Annotated in this window: 13 protein-coding genes; 11 read left to right on the forward strand and 2 right to left on the reverse strand. The window is 55.7% G+C overall.

The window, feature by feature from the left end:
* The 10 genes from Q8Q80_RS13835 to Q8Q80_RS13880 form a co-directional block, all read left to right on the forward strand.
* Positions 1-367, forward strand: a 367-nt coding sequence (locus Q8Q80_RS13835) for a GDP-mannose 4,6-dehydratase (protein ID WP_305633471.1), incomplete at its 5' end; no start/stop codon positions are given.
* 15 nt (positions 368-382) lie between these two features.
* The gene (locus Q8Q80_RS13840; RefSeq protein WP_305633472.1) at positions 383-1,363 is read left to right on the forward strand and encodes a GDP-L-fucose synthase; all 981 of its coding nucleotides are present in this window, start codon (positions 383-385) and stop codon (positions 1,361-1,363) included.
* A gap of 49 nt (positions 1,364-1,412) precedes the next feature.
* On the forward strand, positions 1,413-2,120 hold the full coding sequence (gene epsI, locus Q8Q80_RS13845; RefSeq protein ID WP_305633473.1) for an exosortase-associated protein EpsI, B-type: 708 nt from the start codon (positions 1,413-1,415) through the stop codon (positions 2,118-2,120).
* Positions 2,121-2,253: 133 nt separating this feature from the next.
* Positions 2,254-3,552, forward strand: coding sequence for a lipopolysaccharide biosynthesis protein (locus Q8Q80_RS13850; protein ID WP_305633474.1), 1,299 nt, complete (start codon positions 2,254-2,256; stop codon positions 3,550-3,552).
* Between the two features lie 9 nt (positions 3,553-3,561).
* Positions 3,562-4,797: a polysaccharide pyruvyl transferase family protein gene (locus Q8Q80_RS13855; RefSeq protein WP_305633475.1), complete on the forward strand. Its 1,236-nt coding sequence runs from the start codon at positions 3,562-3,564 to the stop codon at positions 4,795-4,797.
* Positions 4,787-6,286 carry an O-antigen ligase gene (locus tag Q8Q80_RS13860; protein ID WP_305633476.1) on the forward strand — a complete coding sequence of 500 codons (1,500 nt, stop codon included), beginning with the start codon at positions 4,787-4,789 and terminating at the stop codon, positions 6,284-6,286. The genes Q8Q80_RS13855 and Q8Q80_RS13860 overlap by 11 nt, the downstream gene beginning before the upstream one ends.
* Before the next feature lie 158 nt (positions 6,287-6,444).
* Positions 6,445-7,269 (forward strand): glycosyltransferase family 2 protein, encoded by an 825-nt coding sequence (locus Q8Q80_RS13865; RefSeq protein WP_305633477.1) that lies wholly within the window; start codon positions 6,445-6,447, stop codon positions 7,267-7,269.
* Positions 7,270-7,283: 14 nt separating this feature from the next.
* The gene (locus tag Q8Q80_RS13870) at positions 7,284-8,561 is read left to right on the forward strand and encodes a WcaI family glycosyltransferase (RefSeq protein WP_305633478.1); all 1,278 of its coding nucleotides are present in this window, start codon (positions 7,284-7,286) and stop codon (positions 8,559-8,561) included.
* A 67-nt stretch (positions 8,562-8,628) separates the two neighbouring features.
* Positions 8,629-9,666, forward strand: a complete 1,038-nt coding sequence (locus tag Q8Q80_RS13875; protein ID WP_305633479.1) for a glycosyltransferase — start codon at positions 8,629-8,631, stop codon at positions 9,664-9,666.
* Between the two features lie 158 nt (positions 9,667-9,824).
* Positions 9,825-11,759 (forward strand): right-handed parallel beta-helix repeat-containing protein, encoded by a 1,935-nt coding sequence (locus Q8Q80_RS13880; protein WP_305633480.1) that lies wholly within the window; start codon positions 9,825-9,827, stop codon positions 11,757-11,759.
* A 471-nt stretch (positions 11,760-12,230) separates the two neighbouring features.
* Here Q8Q80_RS13880 and Q8Q80_RS13885 read toward each other — a convergent pair whose 3' ends face one another.
* Entirely contained in the window at positions 12,231-13,964 is a 1,734-nt protein-coding gene (locus Q8Q80_RS13885) for an SLC13 family permease (RefSeq protein WP_305633481.1), read from the reverse strand.
* A 10-nt stretch (positions 13,965-13,974) separates the two neighbouring features.
* Positions 13,975-14,751, reverse strand: a complete 777-nt coding sequence (cysQ, locus tag Q8Q80_RS13890; RefSeq protein ID WP_305633482.1) for a 3'(2'),5'-bisphosphate nucleotidase CysQ — start codon at positions 14,749-14,751, stop codon at positions 13,975-13,977.
* A gap of 990 nt (positions 14,752-15,741) precedes the next feature.
* On the opposite strand from cysQ, the gene cysD reads away from it, so the two are divergent.
* Positions 15,742-16,671 (forward strand): sulfate adenylyltransferase subunit CysD, encoded by a 930-nt coding sequence (gene cysD / locus Q8Q80_RS13900; protein WP_371132768.1) that lies wholly within the window; start codon positions 15,742-15,744, stop codon positions 16,669-16,671.
* The last annotated feature ends 21 nt before the right edge of the window (positions 16,672-16,692 follow it).

Here is a 16,692-nt window from a genome sequence, read left to right on the forward strand (position 1 = left end):
CATCGCCACCGGCGTGCAGTACAGCGTGCGCCAGTTCGTCGAATTCGCCGCCGCCGAGCTGGGCATCACGATCCGCTTCGAAGGCGAGGGCGAGCAGGAGGTGGGCATCGTCGCAGCCATCACCGGCGACCGCGCCAAGGCGAAGGTGGGCGACGTGATCGTGAAGGTCGATCCGCGCTACTACCGCCCGACCGAAGTCGAAACCCTGCTCGGCGACCCGACCCGCGCGCGCGAGAAGCTGGGCTGGACGCCCAAGACGACGCTGCGCGAACTGGTGAAGGAAATGGTGGAAGCCGACTACACCAGTGCCAAGCGCGATGCGCTGGTGAAGATGGCAGGCTTCAAGGCTTACGATCACTTCGAATAAGCGCAGGCCAAAGACATGGACAAGAACGCGCGCATCTATATTGCGGGGCACCGTGGCCTGGTCGGCTCGGCCATCGTGCGCAACCTTGAAGCCAAGGGTTACACGAACCTCGTCACCCGCACGCACGCCGAGCTGGATCTGACCGACGCCGCTGCGACCGACGCCTTCTTCGCCACCGAGAAGCCCGAATACGTGTTTCTCGCCGCGGCCAAGGTCGGTGGCATCGTCGCCAACAACAGCTACCCGGCCGAATTCATCCGCGACAACCTTGTGATCCAGACCAACGTGATCCACAGCGCGTGGAAGCACGGCGTGACGCGGCTGATGTTTCTCGGCTCGAGCTGCATCTACCCGAAGCTGGCGCCGCAGCCGATGCGCGAAGACTGCCTGCTGACCGGCCCGCTGGAGCCGACAAACCGGCCGTACGCGCTGGCCAAGATCGCCGGCATCGAAATGTGCTGGAGCTATAACCGGCAGTACGGCACGCAATACCTCGCGGTGATGCCGACCAATCTGTACGGGCCCGGCGACAACTACCACCCGGAAAACAGCCACGTCATTCCTGCGCTGCTGCGCAAGTTTCACGAAGCCAAGCAGCGCAGCGACACGACGGTGACCATCTGGGGTACCGGTACGCCGCGGCGCGAATTCCTGTACAGCGACGACATGGCCGACGCATGCGTCTTCCTGATTAATCTGCCGGACGACAAATACCAAAGTCTTTTGGGCAGCGACGAATACGTCAGCGGCCGCTTCGAGCCACCGCTGGTGAATGTGGGGGTCGGCGAAGACGTGACCATCAAGGAACTCGCGGAGCTGGTCGGCAAGGTGGTCGGCTTCGCTGGTGATCTGGTTTTCGACACGACCAAGCCGGACGGCACGCCGAGGAAGTTGATGGACGTTACGCGGATCAATTCGATGGGGTGGAAGGCTAGTACATCACTCGAAAAAGGCCTTGGCGGTGCTTATCGCGATTTTTCCCTGTCGTTCAGATGACTGGAAATTCTTTCAAGCAAGCACGTTGTCGCTTAGGTGGAGATTACTAATGAGAAAAGTCGATAACGTCAAATCCAGTGCCCTCAAGAAGGCTATCGTTCTTGCTCTCCTTATGGTGAGCGTTGCTGGTCTTGCGTATGCCACCAAGCCTCGCAGTTACCTTGCTGCTGATAAACCGCGTATCGACTACGAATTAGTCGTCCCCAGCGCTTTCGGGGATTGGGAAGAGATACGTGCCACGGGCGCAGTCATTGCCAACCCGCAGCAAGACGAATTACTGAAGTCCCTTTACTCGCAAACCGTAGCCAAGACTTTTGTGCACAAGCCTACGGGACGTCGAATTATGTTGTCGCTTGCCTATGGAGAAGATCAATCGCGGCAGAATCAGGTTCACAAACCTGAAGTTTGCTATCCCGCACAGGGGTTCCAATTGACCGGAACTCAAAAAGCGGTTATCGCGACATCTGTTGGAGAGATTCCGGTGATGAGGCTTAAGGCACGTGCAGGTGAACGTCATGAGCCTGTGGTTTATTGGATTCGCGTTGGTGATACTCTGGTACGAGGTGCGATAGAACAAAACATTGCACGATTGAGCTTTGGTCTGCAGGGGCGGATTCCCGACGGATTGCTTTTTCGAATCTCTGAAATCAATCGAGACGCCGAAAAATCTTTTGAGCTTCAGGATACTTTTGTAGTGGAGCTTATAGAGGCTGTAACTCCTGAAAACAGGGCGGCATTGATTGGGCGCGGAGTTTGATGCGTTAATTTCGTAAGTGGCTGTTGATGGTTTTCGAAAAACCTTTGCACAAGAACTGGAATTAAAGCTTGCTCCTAATGTTGTATTTTCTGCCGAAATCGCGCGAGGTTCTTGATCGTTCGATCGAGTCCCGATGATCCGGGGCCTTTTTCAAGTTGCCATCTCAACTGTAGTTCGACTTGGAGCGGGGATATTTACATTTATCTATGCTGCTAGCGCTTGGACTGCGGCGGACTTTGGTTCCTTCATGTTCGCGTTTTCATTATCGGCGATGTTGGTGCTATGTTGCGAGTTTGGTTTTTCTCAGCAAGTTCTCAAGGAGGTAGGAGAGAATCCGCAATCGATAAGCCATACGTTCTCGAGATTTTTCGCCACAAAGTTGTGCCTAGCTGCGGTATTGATAGCGGTGTCATTCGCTTTCGGTTTTTTTATTTTGAAATATAGGCAAGAGCAAACGTCACAGTTTTTGCTTTTGTTGTTGGCAGCGATCTTCACTTCATTCTCCGACCTGGTTCTTTCCGCCCTTCGGGCTTTGAGAATGTATGGCGATGAGGTCAGAATATCAATCTCTACTACTTTGATTGCGGTTTTGATCTTTTTTGGTTTGATTTTTTTAGGCGGATCGCCAATGCAGTTGGCAATCGCATTCATGGTCGTTCGCTTTATCCAAATGGTCGTTTTTTTTAAGGTTTTTTCGACTGACTGGATAAGTGTACGAGGAATTTATGAAAACTGCTCAATCGGTAATTTGCTGCAGACACTAAAGACCGGTAGCGCATATGCGTCGGATGTTTTCGTCGGGGCTGCACTCGTGAATCTGGACATGATTTTGGTGACACGACTACTCGGATACGCCGAGGCCGGCGTCTATCAGGCGGCCGCCAGGTTGTCGCAAGGCGTTGGAATCGTTTATTCGGTTTTGGCCAGTTACTTCCTTCCGCGCTTGTCAGCCGAGGCGATAAAGCAGAATCCAAATGCCGGTCTGACAGCCCAGTTTGGAATGGTTACTGCGATTCTCGGTCTGCTGCTTGTTGCAGGCTTCGTTGGCGCGATGTTTTTTTATGACTCAATGCCCGACGACTCTCCACTTGATCTCTCCGCGAAACTGTTACCTGGATTTGCGGTGCTTGTGATTCCGCGACTGTTGTCTGGATTTTTTGGAGTAATCCTTACAGCACAGGGCAAGCAATCATCTAGAGCCATGCTCTACGCTTTAGCGCTAATGGTGTTCGTTGCTAGTGCTTTCTTCCTAATTGAAGTTTACGGTGTCTGGGGCGTGATCTTTGCTTACGGTATCGCGTACGGCGTTTTGTCAATCGGGTTCGCAATAGTTTCTAGAAAGAGCTTTTCGCTTGCCTGCCTTTATTTGACGGCGGCGGCGGTTCTGATTTCAGGTTTTGCGATAGCGCTAATTTTCCGTTCTTACAGCTAAGGCATTTTGATGACGCGGAGTTTCTATATTACAGGCGGTTGGGGCTATGGGAATAGGGGTGATAACGCAATCTTCGAAGGTATGCGCCAATCATTCAAGGAACATTTTCCATCGGCGCGCTTGACGATCACCTCATACTCCACAGTCGAAATGAAGGAGCAGCATGACATTTCGGCAATCAAGTCTGTCCATCGTTTGCTCGGGAAGCGTTCACCACTGGGCCTCTTTCGTTGGCTCGGCGTCATTCTCTGGCGCATAAGCGGTCTGAGGCTGTTGCTGGTGCCGTCGCTCCGGCGTCATCGCGCATTGATGAAGGATGCCTCGGCAGTGGTCATGGGCGGCGGAGGGTATTTCAACGATGCTTGGCCCGATATGCTGCGCAGCCGCTATGTCGAGATTGATCTGGCGCGATCAGTCGGCACACCCATCGTGATCTATGGGCAGACTGTGGGTCCGTTCTCGCAGCAGACCATTCAAAAGTCACTCAAGCGTTACCTTGGATACGTGTCGCGTATTGCATATCGCGATGCACAGTCGCTGAAAGTGCTTGAGGCTGCAGGGGTTCCCGCAACAAGGCGAGTACTCAGCGCAGACGAAGCTAACCTTCTGGCCGTGCGGCCAGCGGTTATGGCGAGGCGTCCGGGACGGCTTCTCATTGGCGTCATGGCCCAGAAGTTTCGTCCGCATCTCGGTCCGTCTGGACCATCAGATCCAGGTTCCATTCCAGACGAGCAAACCTATATCCAACGAATCGCCGAAGCGCTGTTGTCATTGGCCGATGCCCATCCGGAGATCGACTATGTCTTCATTCCGAGTACGCGATGGGACGAGCCGGTCGTAGCGGAAGTGGCCCGACGCGTGAGTGATGCACTTGCCGAACGCGTCACCATGGTGAATGATCCCGATGCGCATCATTTCATCAGTCTTTGCCAGAATGTCGATCTGATGATCAGCACCAACATGCATCCGGTGATACTGGCGGCGACCGCGTCTGTTCCGAGTATTGCGATTTCTTATCATTACAAACTTGATGATTACATGGCCGCGGTAGGCCAGGGGGATGCAATAGTCAGGATTGATGACTTCAATTCAGAGTCGCTTGGCAAGGATCTGCGACGAGTTTTTGATGCAAGGTTGCAGGGGGCGGAGGTTTTGAGAGCTCGATGCAAAGTGATTAGGGTTATGGCGGGGAAGAATATTTCCACCGTCGTTGAGCTCCTTGAGAAAGATCGTCATGATTTCTAGCTCTAACGATTTAGGTGGGAAATATTTCGTTGTTTTTTCCACGATATTTCTATCTGTTCTTACTGCGCTCGCGATAACAGTAAATTTCTACTATTTTTTAATTTTTCCGGTTGGGTTGTCTGCTGTTGCAATTATCTCTTTTGTCTTGCGTTCAAATGACAGCTTTGCCGAACGCCTCTTACTTTATAGTGCGGTTATTTATCTTGTGCTTAGTTTTCTATGGCCAAGATATGTTGCGTTTTGGATACCTGGGTTTCCTTCGGTAAATCTTCAGAGGGTGGCGAACATAGTTGTTTTGTTTGTAATGTTTTCCTCGTTGTTTTCTGTTCGGTCTTTTCGGGATAGGGTTGTTCGATCGTTTAAGGCATTTCCATTCTTCTGGGTTTGCTTGTTGATATTTGAGATCTTTCGCTTTGCGTCGGTTTTGTTTTCAAAAGATTTTGTAACCAGTCTCTATCAGTTTTTTAACGAGCTTTTCGTGCATGCGGTTTTTGTTTTTCTCGGTGTGCTTTTCGGGTCTAGCGAGCGTTATTTAAAAATATTTGTGTACTCGGTTGCCATGTGCTTGGTGGTGGCGTTTCTGGTTGGTGTGGCTGAAACCCTCAATCAAGGTAATCTTTTTGCTCGATTTGTGGACCCAGAAAATTCGTACGTTCAATGGGCGTTGAGTAATAAGATCCGCGGTGGCGAGTATCGGGCTCAAAGTACTTTTGGTCATCCATTGACTTTCGCAGAGTTTGCTGCGGTTGGGCTTTGTGTTTCTTTAGGGTTGTTGTGTTTGAGAAGATCAAGCAGTTCCAACTATTTGATTGCCATGTTGATCGTCGTTGTGGGGGTCGGGTCGGTATTGCTAGCTAGGTCGAGAGCGGGTTACGCAGCGGCTGCGGTGTCTTGCTTTTTTATTTTCATCGGCCCGCTCCTGGTTGGCTTACTTAAAGGACGATTGACTTTAAAAGGTCTTGTGTTTTGGTTCTTTTCAATTGGTTTTATCTTTATTGCGTTTGTTGTCGTTGCGTTTATTGTCTTTGATCACGCTTTCGGGTCGCGTTCCTTCGACGTAAGTAATTCCGCTCGAATTACAATGTTCACTAGAGGTGGTGAATTGTTGCTTGAGTCACCGGTTGTTGGTTATGGGCTTGGGCTTGCAGCCGAGGTAATTGGTGTTCGAGCATACAGTGGTGTTTCGAGATATACGATCGATAGTCTTTTGTTGTCATATGCAGTGGATTCAGGAGTTTTTGCGATTTTAGCTTTCGTTGGTTGTCTCGTAGCTGTGTTCCTTAGCTTGTTTAGATCGCTTTTGGCGTCAAAAGGGAGCGAGTGGTATATCTGGTATGGTTTGATAGTTGCAGTGGTTTCGTTTGTAGTGTTTAAGCTTATTCTTTCGCTTTCGGATAATAATTTCTTTATGTTTATGATTTTTGGCATTGCTGTGTCGGCAATGGCGACGCCTAGGGTTTCTTCTCGATTCGGCTCCTTGCGCCGATGAGTGGCTATTCCGTTTTGATTGTCCTGGTGAACTGGCGGCGATCTAGGGATACGATTAGATGTATTGAGGTGTTGTCACAGGCGTCGCCGTGCTCGATTTCAGTTTCAATATGCGAGAACGGATCAGGTGATTCTTCTGGTGATCTAATAAGTCGCTATTTGTCGGATTCTTTCGAAGGCGAAGAGCGTCGTGAGTCACGTGAGAAATTCGAATTTATAGAATTTCGAGGTCTCGGATTCAGCAGGCTCTGGCTTGTGCTCAGTCAAATTAATCTCGGCTTCGCTGGCGGAAACAATCTCGCTTTAGGCGTCGCGATGGAGTCGCATAAATTCGATTATGTGTGGTTTTTGAATAACGACACGGAAGTTGCGCCAGATTGTCTCGACAGAATGATTGAACGGATGGAGGCGGACCCCAGCATTGGTATTTGCGGGTCCACACTCATTTATGAGCACGATAGACGCACGATCCAATGCTTTGGCGGGTGCTCCGCAAATCTATGGACGGGCATGACGAATGAGATCGGAAACGGCAGCCTATGGCCGTGCGACGTTGATCAGGCTGCGGTTGAGTCGAGTATGGATTACGTCTCGGGTGCGTCGATGCTGGTCAGCAGCGAGTTTCTCGAGAAGGTCGGTCTGATGACCGAAGACTACTTCCTTTTCTACGAAGAACTCGACTGGGCGATACGCGCCCGCCGCGCCGGTTTCAGGTTGGGTTATGCAAAGGACGCCGTTGTCTATCACAAGGAGGGCGCGAGTATTGGCACCGGTAAGGCTGCCGAGCGGAGTGCGCTCGCCGAGTTTTACGGGCTGCGCAACAAGCTATTGTTCACTTGGCGGTTCGTTCCGTGGGCGTTTCCGTCCGTATGGTTGGTGTCGTGGTTGCAGGTTGCCCGTCGCGTCGCGCTGGGCCGCTTTGATCGGGCGTTGCTGATGGGGCGCACACTGTTGGGCATCGGTGTTGCCCCTTCGCCGAAATGAGCAAGAGCTCGCCAATGATGCGCGTCGCGATCTATGCGATTAACTACGCACCGGAACTAACCGGCTGCGGAAAATACACGGGTGAAATGGCGCGGTGGCTCGCTGCGAATGGCTGCAGAGTGGATGTTGTCACGACGCCTCCTTATTATCCGGAGTGGGCTGTCCGCGAGGGCTATGAGTCTTTGCGATACCAGTCGGCGATTGAGCAGACGGATGGCGAGCCGATTCGCGTGACACGCTGTCCACTGTTCGTGCCTGCGAAGGTCACGGGAAAGTCGCGACTGTTGCATCTGCTCTCCTTCGCACTTTCCAGCGCGCCCGCGCTCGTGCGGACCCTCTGGCGCAAGCAGGATTTGCTGATACTTGTATTGCCGACATTGGCCTGCGCACCGCTTGCATTGTTGCTTGGACGCCTGTTTGGTGTGCGCATCTGGGTGCATGTGCAGGATTTTGAAGTGGATGCTGCATTCGGTCTTGGTGTGATCAGCGGCGGTATGACTCGCCAAATTGCCAGCGCAATCGAATCTCGGTTATTGCGTGCGTTCGACCGGGTTTCGAGTATCACTCCGCGCATGGTGGAGCGGGCGACAGCAAAGGGCGTTGCTTCGGAAAAAGCCTTGTTGTTTCCGAATTGGGTCGATCTTTCTGCCATTTATCCCTTGCAAGGGCCCAACGCCTTTCGCGCTGAGTTGGGCCTAGGTGACAAAGATGTCCTGCTTCTCTACTCAGGCAACATGGGGGAGAAGCAGGGCATCGAAATCATTATCGATGCAGCGCGACAACTGGAAGTTCTTCCAAGGGTTCGCTTTGCGCTCGTTGGAAGCGGCGCGGCGTTGGAGCGTCTCAAGGCATCGGGTGCAGGGTTATCGAATGTGTGCTGGTTGCCACTGCAGCCAATGGAGAAGCTCAATGTGATGCTGAATGCCGCGGATATACATCTGCTACCTCAGCGGGCAGACGCGGCGGATCTTGTCATGCCCTCGAAGCTGACGGGCATGCTTGCCAGCGCGAAGGCCGTCATCGGTACTGCCGCAGCCGGCACGCAACTGGGTGATGTTCTCGACCAGGTGGGTGTTCGCGTGGAACCGGGCGATACCGAAGCGTTTGTTTCCGCGATCCAGACGATCGCTTCTGACGGCGTGCATCGCGCCACTTTGGGGCAACTCGGTCGGCGCTATGCAGAGGAGCATCTGGATTGCGATCACATCATGAACCGGTTTCTGCTGGATGCCCGAAAGTGCTGCGGGTTCGCTTCGATTGACGCAGTGCAAGCACATAGCGTCGCGCGGTGAGATGGGAAATGACGCTTTGACGCGGCTGCACTCATTTCCAGATCCGCTACTGGAGGGCCAAGTCAGCGTGCCCGAGTTTGTCCTGTCGATGAATTTCGCGCATGTCCCGAAGTCTGGTGGCGTGATTGATTTCGCTGACAATCTCTCGATTGCGATGAAGCCAATGCTGGGAGATCGCCTGACGATCTGCAGGCCGCGACGCCGTAAGGGCCGAAAGGCTCAGGTGCTGGCCCGATTCCTCAGTGAGATTGCTCTTGAACTTCGTTACTGGCGTACTCCGGCTGTCGCACTGTTCCCGAATTACTTTATTTTCCCCCTTCCGTTCAGCAAGCTGCGCCGCGTAGTTGTGGTTCATGACCTGCAGTTTCGTCATTATCCGAAATACACGTCCGTACTCAAGCGGAAGTTTCTAGATATCTGCTACGGGGTTGTAAAACGATATGCAGACGGCGTTGCGTTCATCAGCGCAGCTTCGCAACGTGATTTTCTATCGTTTTACGGAATGCCTCGTCTCCAGACGGTGATCTACAACCCGGTTTGCGTCGATGCCACGGCGCAGAATGAAACATCTGTCTCGGGGGCACCGTATGTCATTGCAAACTTTCATTTTTATCCGCACAAGAATCTGCAGAAGCTGCTCGAATGTTTTAGAGCGATTCGTGCCGTCTGGCCGGAACTAAGACTCGTTCTGACCGGACATCGGACGCCGGAGTTTGACTTGCTTTTGGGCCCCGATCCTGAGTTACAGGGTATCGATCACCGCGGTTTTCTGCCGAAGAATGAAGTGATCAGATTAGTGCAGGGAGCGAACTTTTTCATGTCCATGTCACTGTTCGAGGGATTCAATATCTCGGCGGCTGAGGCTACTTTGCTGGGCAAGCCCCTTGTACTTTCGGACATCCCGGTGCATCGCGAGTTGTTCGCAGATGTTGCGCTGTTGGTCGATCCTCAGTCGCAATCTTTCGCAGCCAAGCAGATTGTAGAGTACGTTACTAGGTTTGAAGACAGGGGTTGGCGTCATTCGGCGCATGTCACCCCGGAATATGCCGCGACGGAGTACGTCCGGCTTATGACGGGCGCTTTTGCACGAAAGACAGGTGAGTAATGAGATTCAATGTGCGTCTGAATAGAATTCTTGGCGGGCTGGCGGTCTTGGCCGGAAGTATCGCGCTCCCACTCCAGGCTGCGACCCTTTACGTTTCGCCGGAAGGTGACGACAGGAATCAAGGCCGAGTCCCAATCGTTGCCGGAGTTCATGGTCCGATGGCCACTCTCGCTGCTGCCCTCCGCAAGATGCGCTCCGTTGGACCCACCGATGCAGGCGCAGATCGCATCGTTCTGCTGCCTGGTCTTTATGTACTCAGAGAAACCGTTCGTCTTTGGGCCGAGGACAGCGGCACGGAAACTGCGCCATTGATTATTGAAGCGTTGGTGCCAGGCACCGTTACGCTGAGTGGTGCAAGACAAATAGCACCGTTGAACCAGTTGGGAGAAGAATGGCGAGCTGCTGTAGATCTTCCGCGTGGTTTTCACATGCTTTGGGTTGATGGGAATCGCGCTACACGTGCGCGAAGCCCAAACGGTTCGGAGTACTTTGTTGGGGGGGAGAATGTGCGTAAGCCGATCCCCGAGCAACGTCCTTTCAGATTGACGCATCAAGACAATTTCGAAAACACCCGTGCGGTTGTTTTACCGGTTGCAGCCCGCGCCGAACTCGGAAAAGCGCAATCAGCGGGGGGGGTGCAGGGTGTTAATCTCATTGCAATGCACTCTTGGACTGCCTCGAGTCAAACTATAAATTCGTATGATCAGGCGACGGGTGTTGTTTCGGTCAGCCCGGATTCAATTTGGCCATTTCTTCGGTTTGGTCCTACCCAGCGCTTTGCTCTTGAGAACCACCCTTCGTTTCTTGATGAGCCAGGCGAGTGGTTGCTGTCTACGGATGGCGAGCTTCGTTATCGGCCAAGGCCTGGTGAATCGATTGAACGCAGTAGAGTTTTTGCGCCTCAGCTAGAAACCCTTTTGGCTTTTTCCGGAGTCGCAGAGCGACCAGTGAAAAACGTGATTCTAAAAGGGTTGCGGTTTGCGCATTCCTCAGCGTGGACAGTGCCTTTCATTGATAGCCAAGCGGCTACCGGCGCGCCTGCGGCATTGCTCCTTGATTATGCAAATAATATTTTGATTGATGATTGTGCCTTCGAAAATATTGGTGGGTATGCTTTATGGTTAAGGTTTGGGGTTCGCAACAGTGCCATTAAGCGATCCTTATTTCGCGATCTGGGTGCCGGCGGTATTCGAATAGGTTCCTCGGCTCTTAGCAAAACGCCCGCGGCGCGTACCGAGTCAAACACTGTGGAGCACAACTTGATCACCGGGACCGGGCGGGTTTTCCCAAGCGGAATCGGGATATGGATCGGTCAGAGCTCACTGAACCGCATCGCGAACAACGAGCTTGAAAAGTTGAATTACACGGGTATATCAGTTGGATGGACTTGGGGTTTTGGTCCGAGTGAGGCCCGGCAAAATGTGATTGAAAGCAACTACATTCACGAGGTCGGTCAAGGTGTTTTATCTGACTTGGGTGGTATTTATACTCTTGGTAGGACAGAGGGTACGGTAATTCGAGGGAATCGGATCGAGGATGTATACTCGTTTCTTGATACTGGTGGTGCAACAGCTTGGGGTATCTATCTCGATGAGGGGAGTAGCGATATTCTTGTTGAAAATAATGTGGCGCTTCGCACATCGGGAGGAGGTTTTCATTTGCATTATGGGCGCGATAATACGATTCGAAATAATATTTTTGGATTTGGACGGGTTGGTGGAGTAAAAAGAACAGCTAAAGGTGAGCATTCTAGAATGCTGTTTGAAAAAAATGTTGTATTAGCCGAAGGCGGCCCGATTTACTACGGAGAATGGGAGGATGTGTCAGTCGTGGCGCGGTCCAATATACTGTTCCGAAAGGATCTGCCTTTTGAATATAGAGGGCAGGCGCTAAGCCGCCTTGTGCAGCGGGGAATTGAATTAGGCTCAATAGCGGCTGACCCTCAACTCGTGTGTACTGCCGGGCGCTGCGATGTTTCGCAAGGCATTGCGGACAGCGTAGGTTTTGAGAATTTTTCGACGGCCAGTGCTGGCATCGGCTCCCAAGGTTTCTTCGTTGCGCGCTGCCTGACTGATCCCGTATGTCGTCAGTAACACGCGATGAATAGTTCGCATGTCAGTACTGCGGAACGTGCAACCGGTAGTGTTGATGCGCTGCCTTGGCCCAACCAATCTGTCGGCCGTGCTGCCGGGTTACGGCGGCGGGATGGTGGATGTGGTGGTTTGAGCGGGTAGGGCAGGTTGAAGGTGCTGATTGCCGACTGCGGAGCTGGCTGGTCAGGCAGGCCGGCCAAGCGCCTGCACCGGATAATGTCGCAGTCGGGCAACCGACCATGAGCAATATTTCGGCCGTATTCGCCGCCATCCAGCGTGCGCTCATAGTTGAGGCTCTCACGCGGGTAGTAGCGGCCTGATCAGGCGCAAAAGCGTTGAGGTATCGCCTTTGGGCGATGTGGTCTTACATGCGTGCTGGCTCATGATCAACGGGAGGTATCGCGCACGGGGTGCGCTCCTACGAAAGGCGTCGCGCTGGCAGCAGCCGTCGCGTGTTTCGCCGGTGCGCTTTTACATTCGCGCGAACGGAAAAAACACCGGCACGAGCAGCAGGACGGTTGCACCGTAGGCGATCGAAACCGGCAGGCCCACGCGCACGAAGTCGAGCATGCGGTAGCGACCGGGCGAATACACCATCAGATGGGTCTGGTAGCCGAACGGAATCAGGAAGCCTGCGCTGGCGCCGTACAGCACGGCCATGACGAAGGGCATCGGGTCTGCATCGAAGGCGCGTGCCGTTGAAAGCGCGATCGGGAAGGCCAGGGCGGCGGCTGCGTTGTTGGTGACCAGTTCGGTCAGGATCACCGTCAGCAGATAGATGCCGATGAAGGCACCGATCACGCCGTGACCGTCGTACAGCATGCGCAGCGCACCGGTCATCAATTCTGCGGCGCCGCTGTTGTCGAGCACCTGGGCGATCGCCAGCGATGAACCGATGGTGAGCACCAGGTCGAACGGGAAGCGCCGCCGCATTTCCGCGAGGGTGAGCAGCCCGCTCAGCACGAGGGCGGCCAGCAACAGCAGCAGGCCGGTGAACAGCGGCAGGATTTCGAGACCGGAAAGCGCAATCACTGCTGCGAAGCCGGTCAGCGTGAGCCGGCTCTGCATCGGTGTGAGGCGTGGCCGCACGGTGCCGCCCACCAGATGGAAGTTGCGGTCGATGTTGCGGTGATTCGCGAAATCCGGGCCGACGGCGAGCAGCAGGCTGTCGCCGACGTGCAGCGGCACACGGCCGAGCTGACCGGTGAGCCGCTTGTCACCGCGGCGTATGCCGACCACGCCGGCATCGAACATGGTGCGGAAGTCGACCTCGCGCAGGGTTTTGTTGGCCAGTTCGGACTGGCTGGACACGACCACTTCAAGCAGGTTGGACCGCAGCAGCGCGTCCGCCTCGACGCCGAACACCTGCAGGCCGTCGAAACGCTGCAGCGCGCTCATCTTGTCGATCTCGCCGGTGAAGATGAGCACATCACCCACTTCGATCACTTCAGCCGGTGCGACCGGGGAAATCAGCCGGCCGTCACGCATGATTTCGAGCAGGAACAGCCCTTCGAGATTGCGCAGGCTGTTCTGTTCGATGCTGCGGCCGATCAGCGACGAGGTGTGCTCGACGCGTGCTTCGAGAAAATACGCCTGCTGCGCTTCGCGGCTGTTGGCCGAATGGCGCGGCAGCAGCCGCACGCAGAAGGCGAGTACGACAATGCATACGAGCGCAACCGGTACGCCCACCCATGCAGGATCGAACATGCCGAGCGGCGACATGCCGGCGTTCGTCATCAGCGAACTCACCACCAGGTTGGTCGAGGTGCCGACCAGTGTGGTGATGCCTCCGGCAATCGCGGCAAAGGACAGCGGAATGAGTAGCAGCGACGCCGGGTGATGGCGCTGCTTGGTCACCACGCCTAGCAGCGCGCCGACAACGGCGGTGTTGTTCAGGAACGCGGAAAACAGCGCTGTGATCGAGGTGAAGCGCAACACCGCGCCGACGGGCGAGCCGCGCAGCAGCTTGTCGGACACCCGTTCGAGTATCGGCGAGCGCTCGATGACCAGTGACACCAGCAGCAGCATGACCAGCATGGCCAGCGCCGGGTTGGTGTAGCTGGCGAGCCATGCCTTCTGGTCGAGCAGACCGAACAGGTAGTAGCAGCTCGCGAGACCTGCGAACAGAGGTGCCGGTGCAATGCGGCCGTGTACCAGCAGGATCAGCAGCAGCCCGATGGACGAAAGAACAATCCAGGCGGTCATCGCATGCGGCTCAGCCGCCAAGCCCCCAGGCTGCGAAATGCGCATTCGCGAAATCCGGCTTGCCGTAGGTGAAGGCCGAACCGTCGATTTGTTCGATGTGCCCGCCCGCGGCGATCAGCACGGCGTGGCCTGCGGCGATGTCCCATTCCATCGTGCGACCGAGGCGCGGATAGACATCGGCTTCACCGGCGGCAACCAGGCAGATCTTCAGCGACGAACCTGCGTTGCGCAGCTCGGCGACCTTGCGGCCCGCCAGATAGGCGTCGAGTGCGGAAGCGTCACCGTGCGAGCGGCTCGCGACCACGGTGAGGCCCGCTTCAGGCGTGGCGCGGCAACGGATTTCACGTACGCCCGCCGCGTCGTCTACCCAGGCGCCAAGGCCTGCAACGCCGGAGAACATGCGGCCCTGAGCAGGCGCCTGAACCACGCCCAGCACCGGCTGGCCGTTCTCGATCAGTGCGACATTCACGGTGAACTCGCCGTTGCGGTTGATGAACTCTTTAGTGCCATCGAGCGGATCAACGAGCCAGAACGGTGCGCCGTCTGCAGGGCGCTGGCCTGCTTCCGTCGATTCTTCCGACACGATGAACACATCGGGCGTCAGCGCCTTGAGTCGTGCCACGATGAGGTCATCGGCCTTGCGGTCTGCGAGGGTGACCGGGGAGTTGTCTGATTTATCAGTGACTTCGAAATCCGTAGCATAGACGTCCATCACGCATTGCCCGGCGTCGCGGACGATGTCGAGCAGTGCTGCGTGCAGTGTCTTGAGTTCGGCGGTGGTTCTCATGAGCGCTTCCGGAAAGTGGGTCTGATGGCAACAAACCTGGTCATTAAATAATTAATTCACACTGTTTGCGCACTGAATGGTTTTACTCTACATGACGCCTGCCACACCTGTCTGTGAATAATGGACGCTCGAAACCTGTCTTCTGAAATCGTGAATGACCGCCGCCGTCAGGCGGTGAAGCTGCGCCTGTCCGGCATGACGGTGGCCGCGGTGTCCGAGGCCGTCGAACTGAGCGCGCCAACGGTGATCGCGGCGCACAAGGCGTATCTGGCGGGCGGGTGGGACGCGGTGCTGCTGAAGCGCCGCGGCCGGGTGTCGGGCAGCGGGCGCAAGCTCGACCGCGCGACCGAACAGCGGCTGGCCACCGCGTTCGAAAACCTGCCCGATGCGCTCGGCTTGCCGTTCGGGTTGTGGAGTGACGATGCCGTTGCTGCATGGTTCGAACAGCAGCAGATCGCCGTTCCGCCCCGACGCAGTCTCGCGCGCTACCGCATCGACTGGGGTGTGCAACCGGAACTCGACCGGGACGGCGAGGCGACGCTGCGCGAGCAGCGCAAGGCCTTGTCCGGTGCTGAGCTTTGGTGGACCGGCGCCATGGCGTGGCGCCCGACCACGATGCCTTGCTGCGGGCAATGGCTGCTTTTCGTGCGCGGGCGGCGCGGGCAGTTGCACTGGATGTTGTGCCCGCACGCACCGCGTGCCGATGACTGGACCAACCTGTGGTCGCGGCTGGCAAGGATGACTGCCGCGCCGATGCATCTGCTGGTCAGCGGCGTGTCGCTCAGGCCGGGCGACATCCTGAGCACCTGGATGCGCGGCCAGTCGCCCGCCGTGAGCGGGACGGCGACCACGCTGACGGTGCGCGCCAGTCGCCGCACCGACAACGACTCTGCGGTGCCGGCTGCATCCTCACGCCCCTCGGCACCTTCGCGTCACGCCACGCAGTCGGTGGCGCCCGCTCCTTTTTCTGCAAACCCTTCGAGAACCCTCATGCAGACCACTCCCGAACTGATTGATCCGGACACCCTCACTCACCTGCAGCGGCTGGAAGCGGAAAGCATCCACATCATGCGCGAGGTGGTGGCGGAGGCTGAAAACCCGGTCATGCTCTATTCGGTCGGCAAGGACAGCGCAGTCATGCTGCACCTCGCGATGAAGGCCTTCTATCCGGCTGTGCCGCCGTTTCCGCTGTTGCACGTGGACACCACGTGGAAATTCAGGGCGATGTACGAATTCCGCGATGAGATGGCGAAAAAGCTGGGCATGGATCTGCTCGTGCATGTGAATCAGGAGGGGCTGGCCAAGGGCATCAACCCGTTCACGCACGGTTCGGCCATCCACACCGATGTCATGAAGACCGAAGGGCTGAAGCAGGCACTGGACAAATACGGCTTCGATGTGGCGTTCGGCGGTGCCCGCCGCGACGAAGAGAAGTCGCGCGCCAAGGAACGCATCTTTTCGTTCCGCAGTGCGCAGCATCGCTGGGACCCGAAGAGCCAGCGGCCGGAGCTGTGGAGCCTGTACAACGCGCGCAAGCACAAGGGCGAGTCGATCCGCGTGTTTCCGATCTCGAACTGGACCGAGCTCGACATCTGGCAGTACATCTATCTGCAGAACATCCCGATCGTGCCGCTCTATTACTCGGCGCCGCGACCGGTGGTGGAGCGCGACGGCACGCTGATCATGGTGGACGACGACCGCATGCCGCTGCGCCCGGGCGAGGTGCCGCAGATGAAGAGCGTGCGCTTCCGTACGCTGGGCTGCTACCCGCTGACCGGCGCGGTCGAATCGACCGCCGCGACGCTGACCGACATCATCCAGGAAATGCTGCTGACCACGACGTCGGAGCGGCAGGGTCGCGTGATCGACCACGATTCGACCGGTTCGATGGAAAAGAAGAAGCAGGAAGGGTATTTCTGATGGCACACGTTTCCGACCTCA

Origin of the sequence: Methyloversatilis sp. (genome assembly GCF_030698125.1) — a bacterium.
Taxonomy (GTDB): Bacteria; Pseudomonadota; Gammaproteobacteria; order Burkholderiales; family Rhodocyclaceae; genus Methyloversatilis.

Coding starts and splice junctions, on each gene's coding strand:
- Q8Q80_RS13840 (WP_305633472.1), top strand. CDS start 383: ATGGACAAGAACGCGCGCATCTATATTGCGGGGCACCGTGGCCTGGTC.
- epsI (WP_305633473.1), top strand. CDS start 1,413: ATGAGAAAAGTCGATAACGTCAAATCCAGTGCCCTCAAGAAGGCTATC.
- Q8Q80_RS13850 (WP_305633474.1), top strand. CDS start 2,254: ATGATCCGGGGCCTTTTTCAAGTTGCCATCTCAACTGTAGTTCGACTT.
- Q8Q80_RS13855 (WP_305633475.1), top strand. CDS start 3,562: ATGACGCGGAGTTTCTATATTACAGGCGGTTGGGGCTATGGGAATAGG.
- Q8Q80_RS13860 (WP_305633476.1), top strand. CDS start 4,787: ATGATTTCTAGCTCTAACGATTTAGGTGGGAAATATTTCGTTGTTTTT.
- Q8Q80_RS13870 (WP_305633478.1), top strand. CDS start 7,284: ATGATGCGCGTCGCGATCTATGCGATTAACTACGCACCGGAACTAACC.
- Q8Q80_RS13880 (WP_305633480.1), top strand. CDS start 9,825: ATGGCCACTCTCGCTGCTGCCCTCCGCAAGATGCGCTCCGTTGGACCC.
- Q8Q80_RS13885 (WP_305633481.1), bottom strand. CDS start 13,964: ATGACCGCCTGGATTGTTCTTTCGTCCATCGGGCTGCTGCTGATCCTG.
- cysQ (WP_305633482.1), bottom strand. CDS start 14,751: ATGAGAACCACCGCCGAACTCAAGACACTGCACGCAGCACTGCTCGAC.
- cysD (WP_371132768.1), top strand. CDS start 15,742: ATGCAGACCACTCCCGAACTGATTGATCCGGACACCCTCACTCACCTG.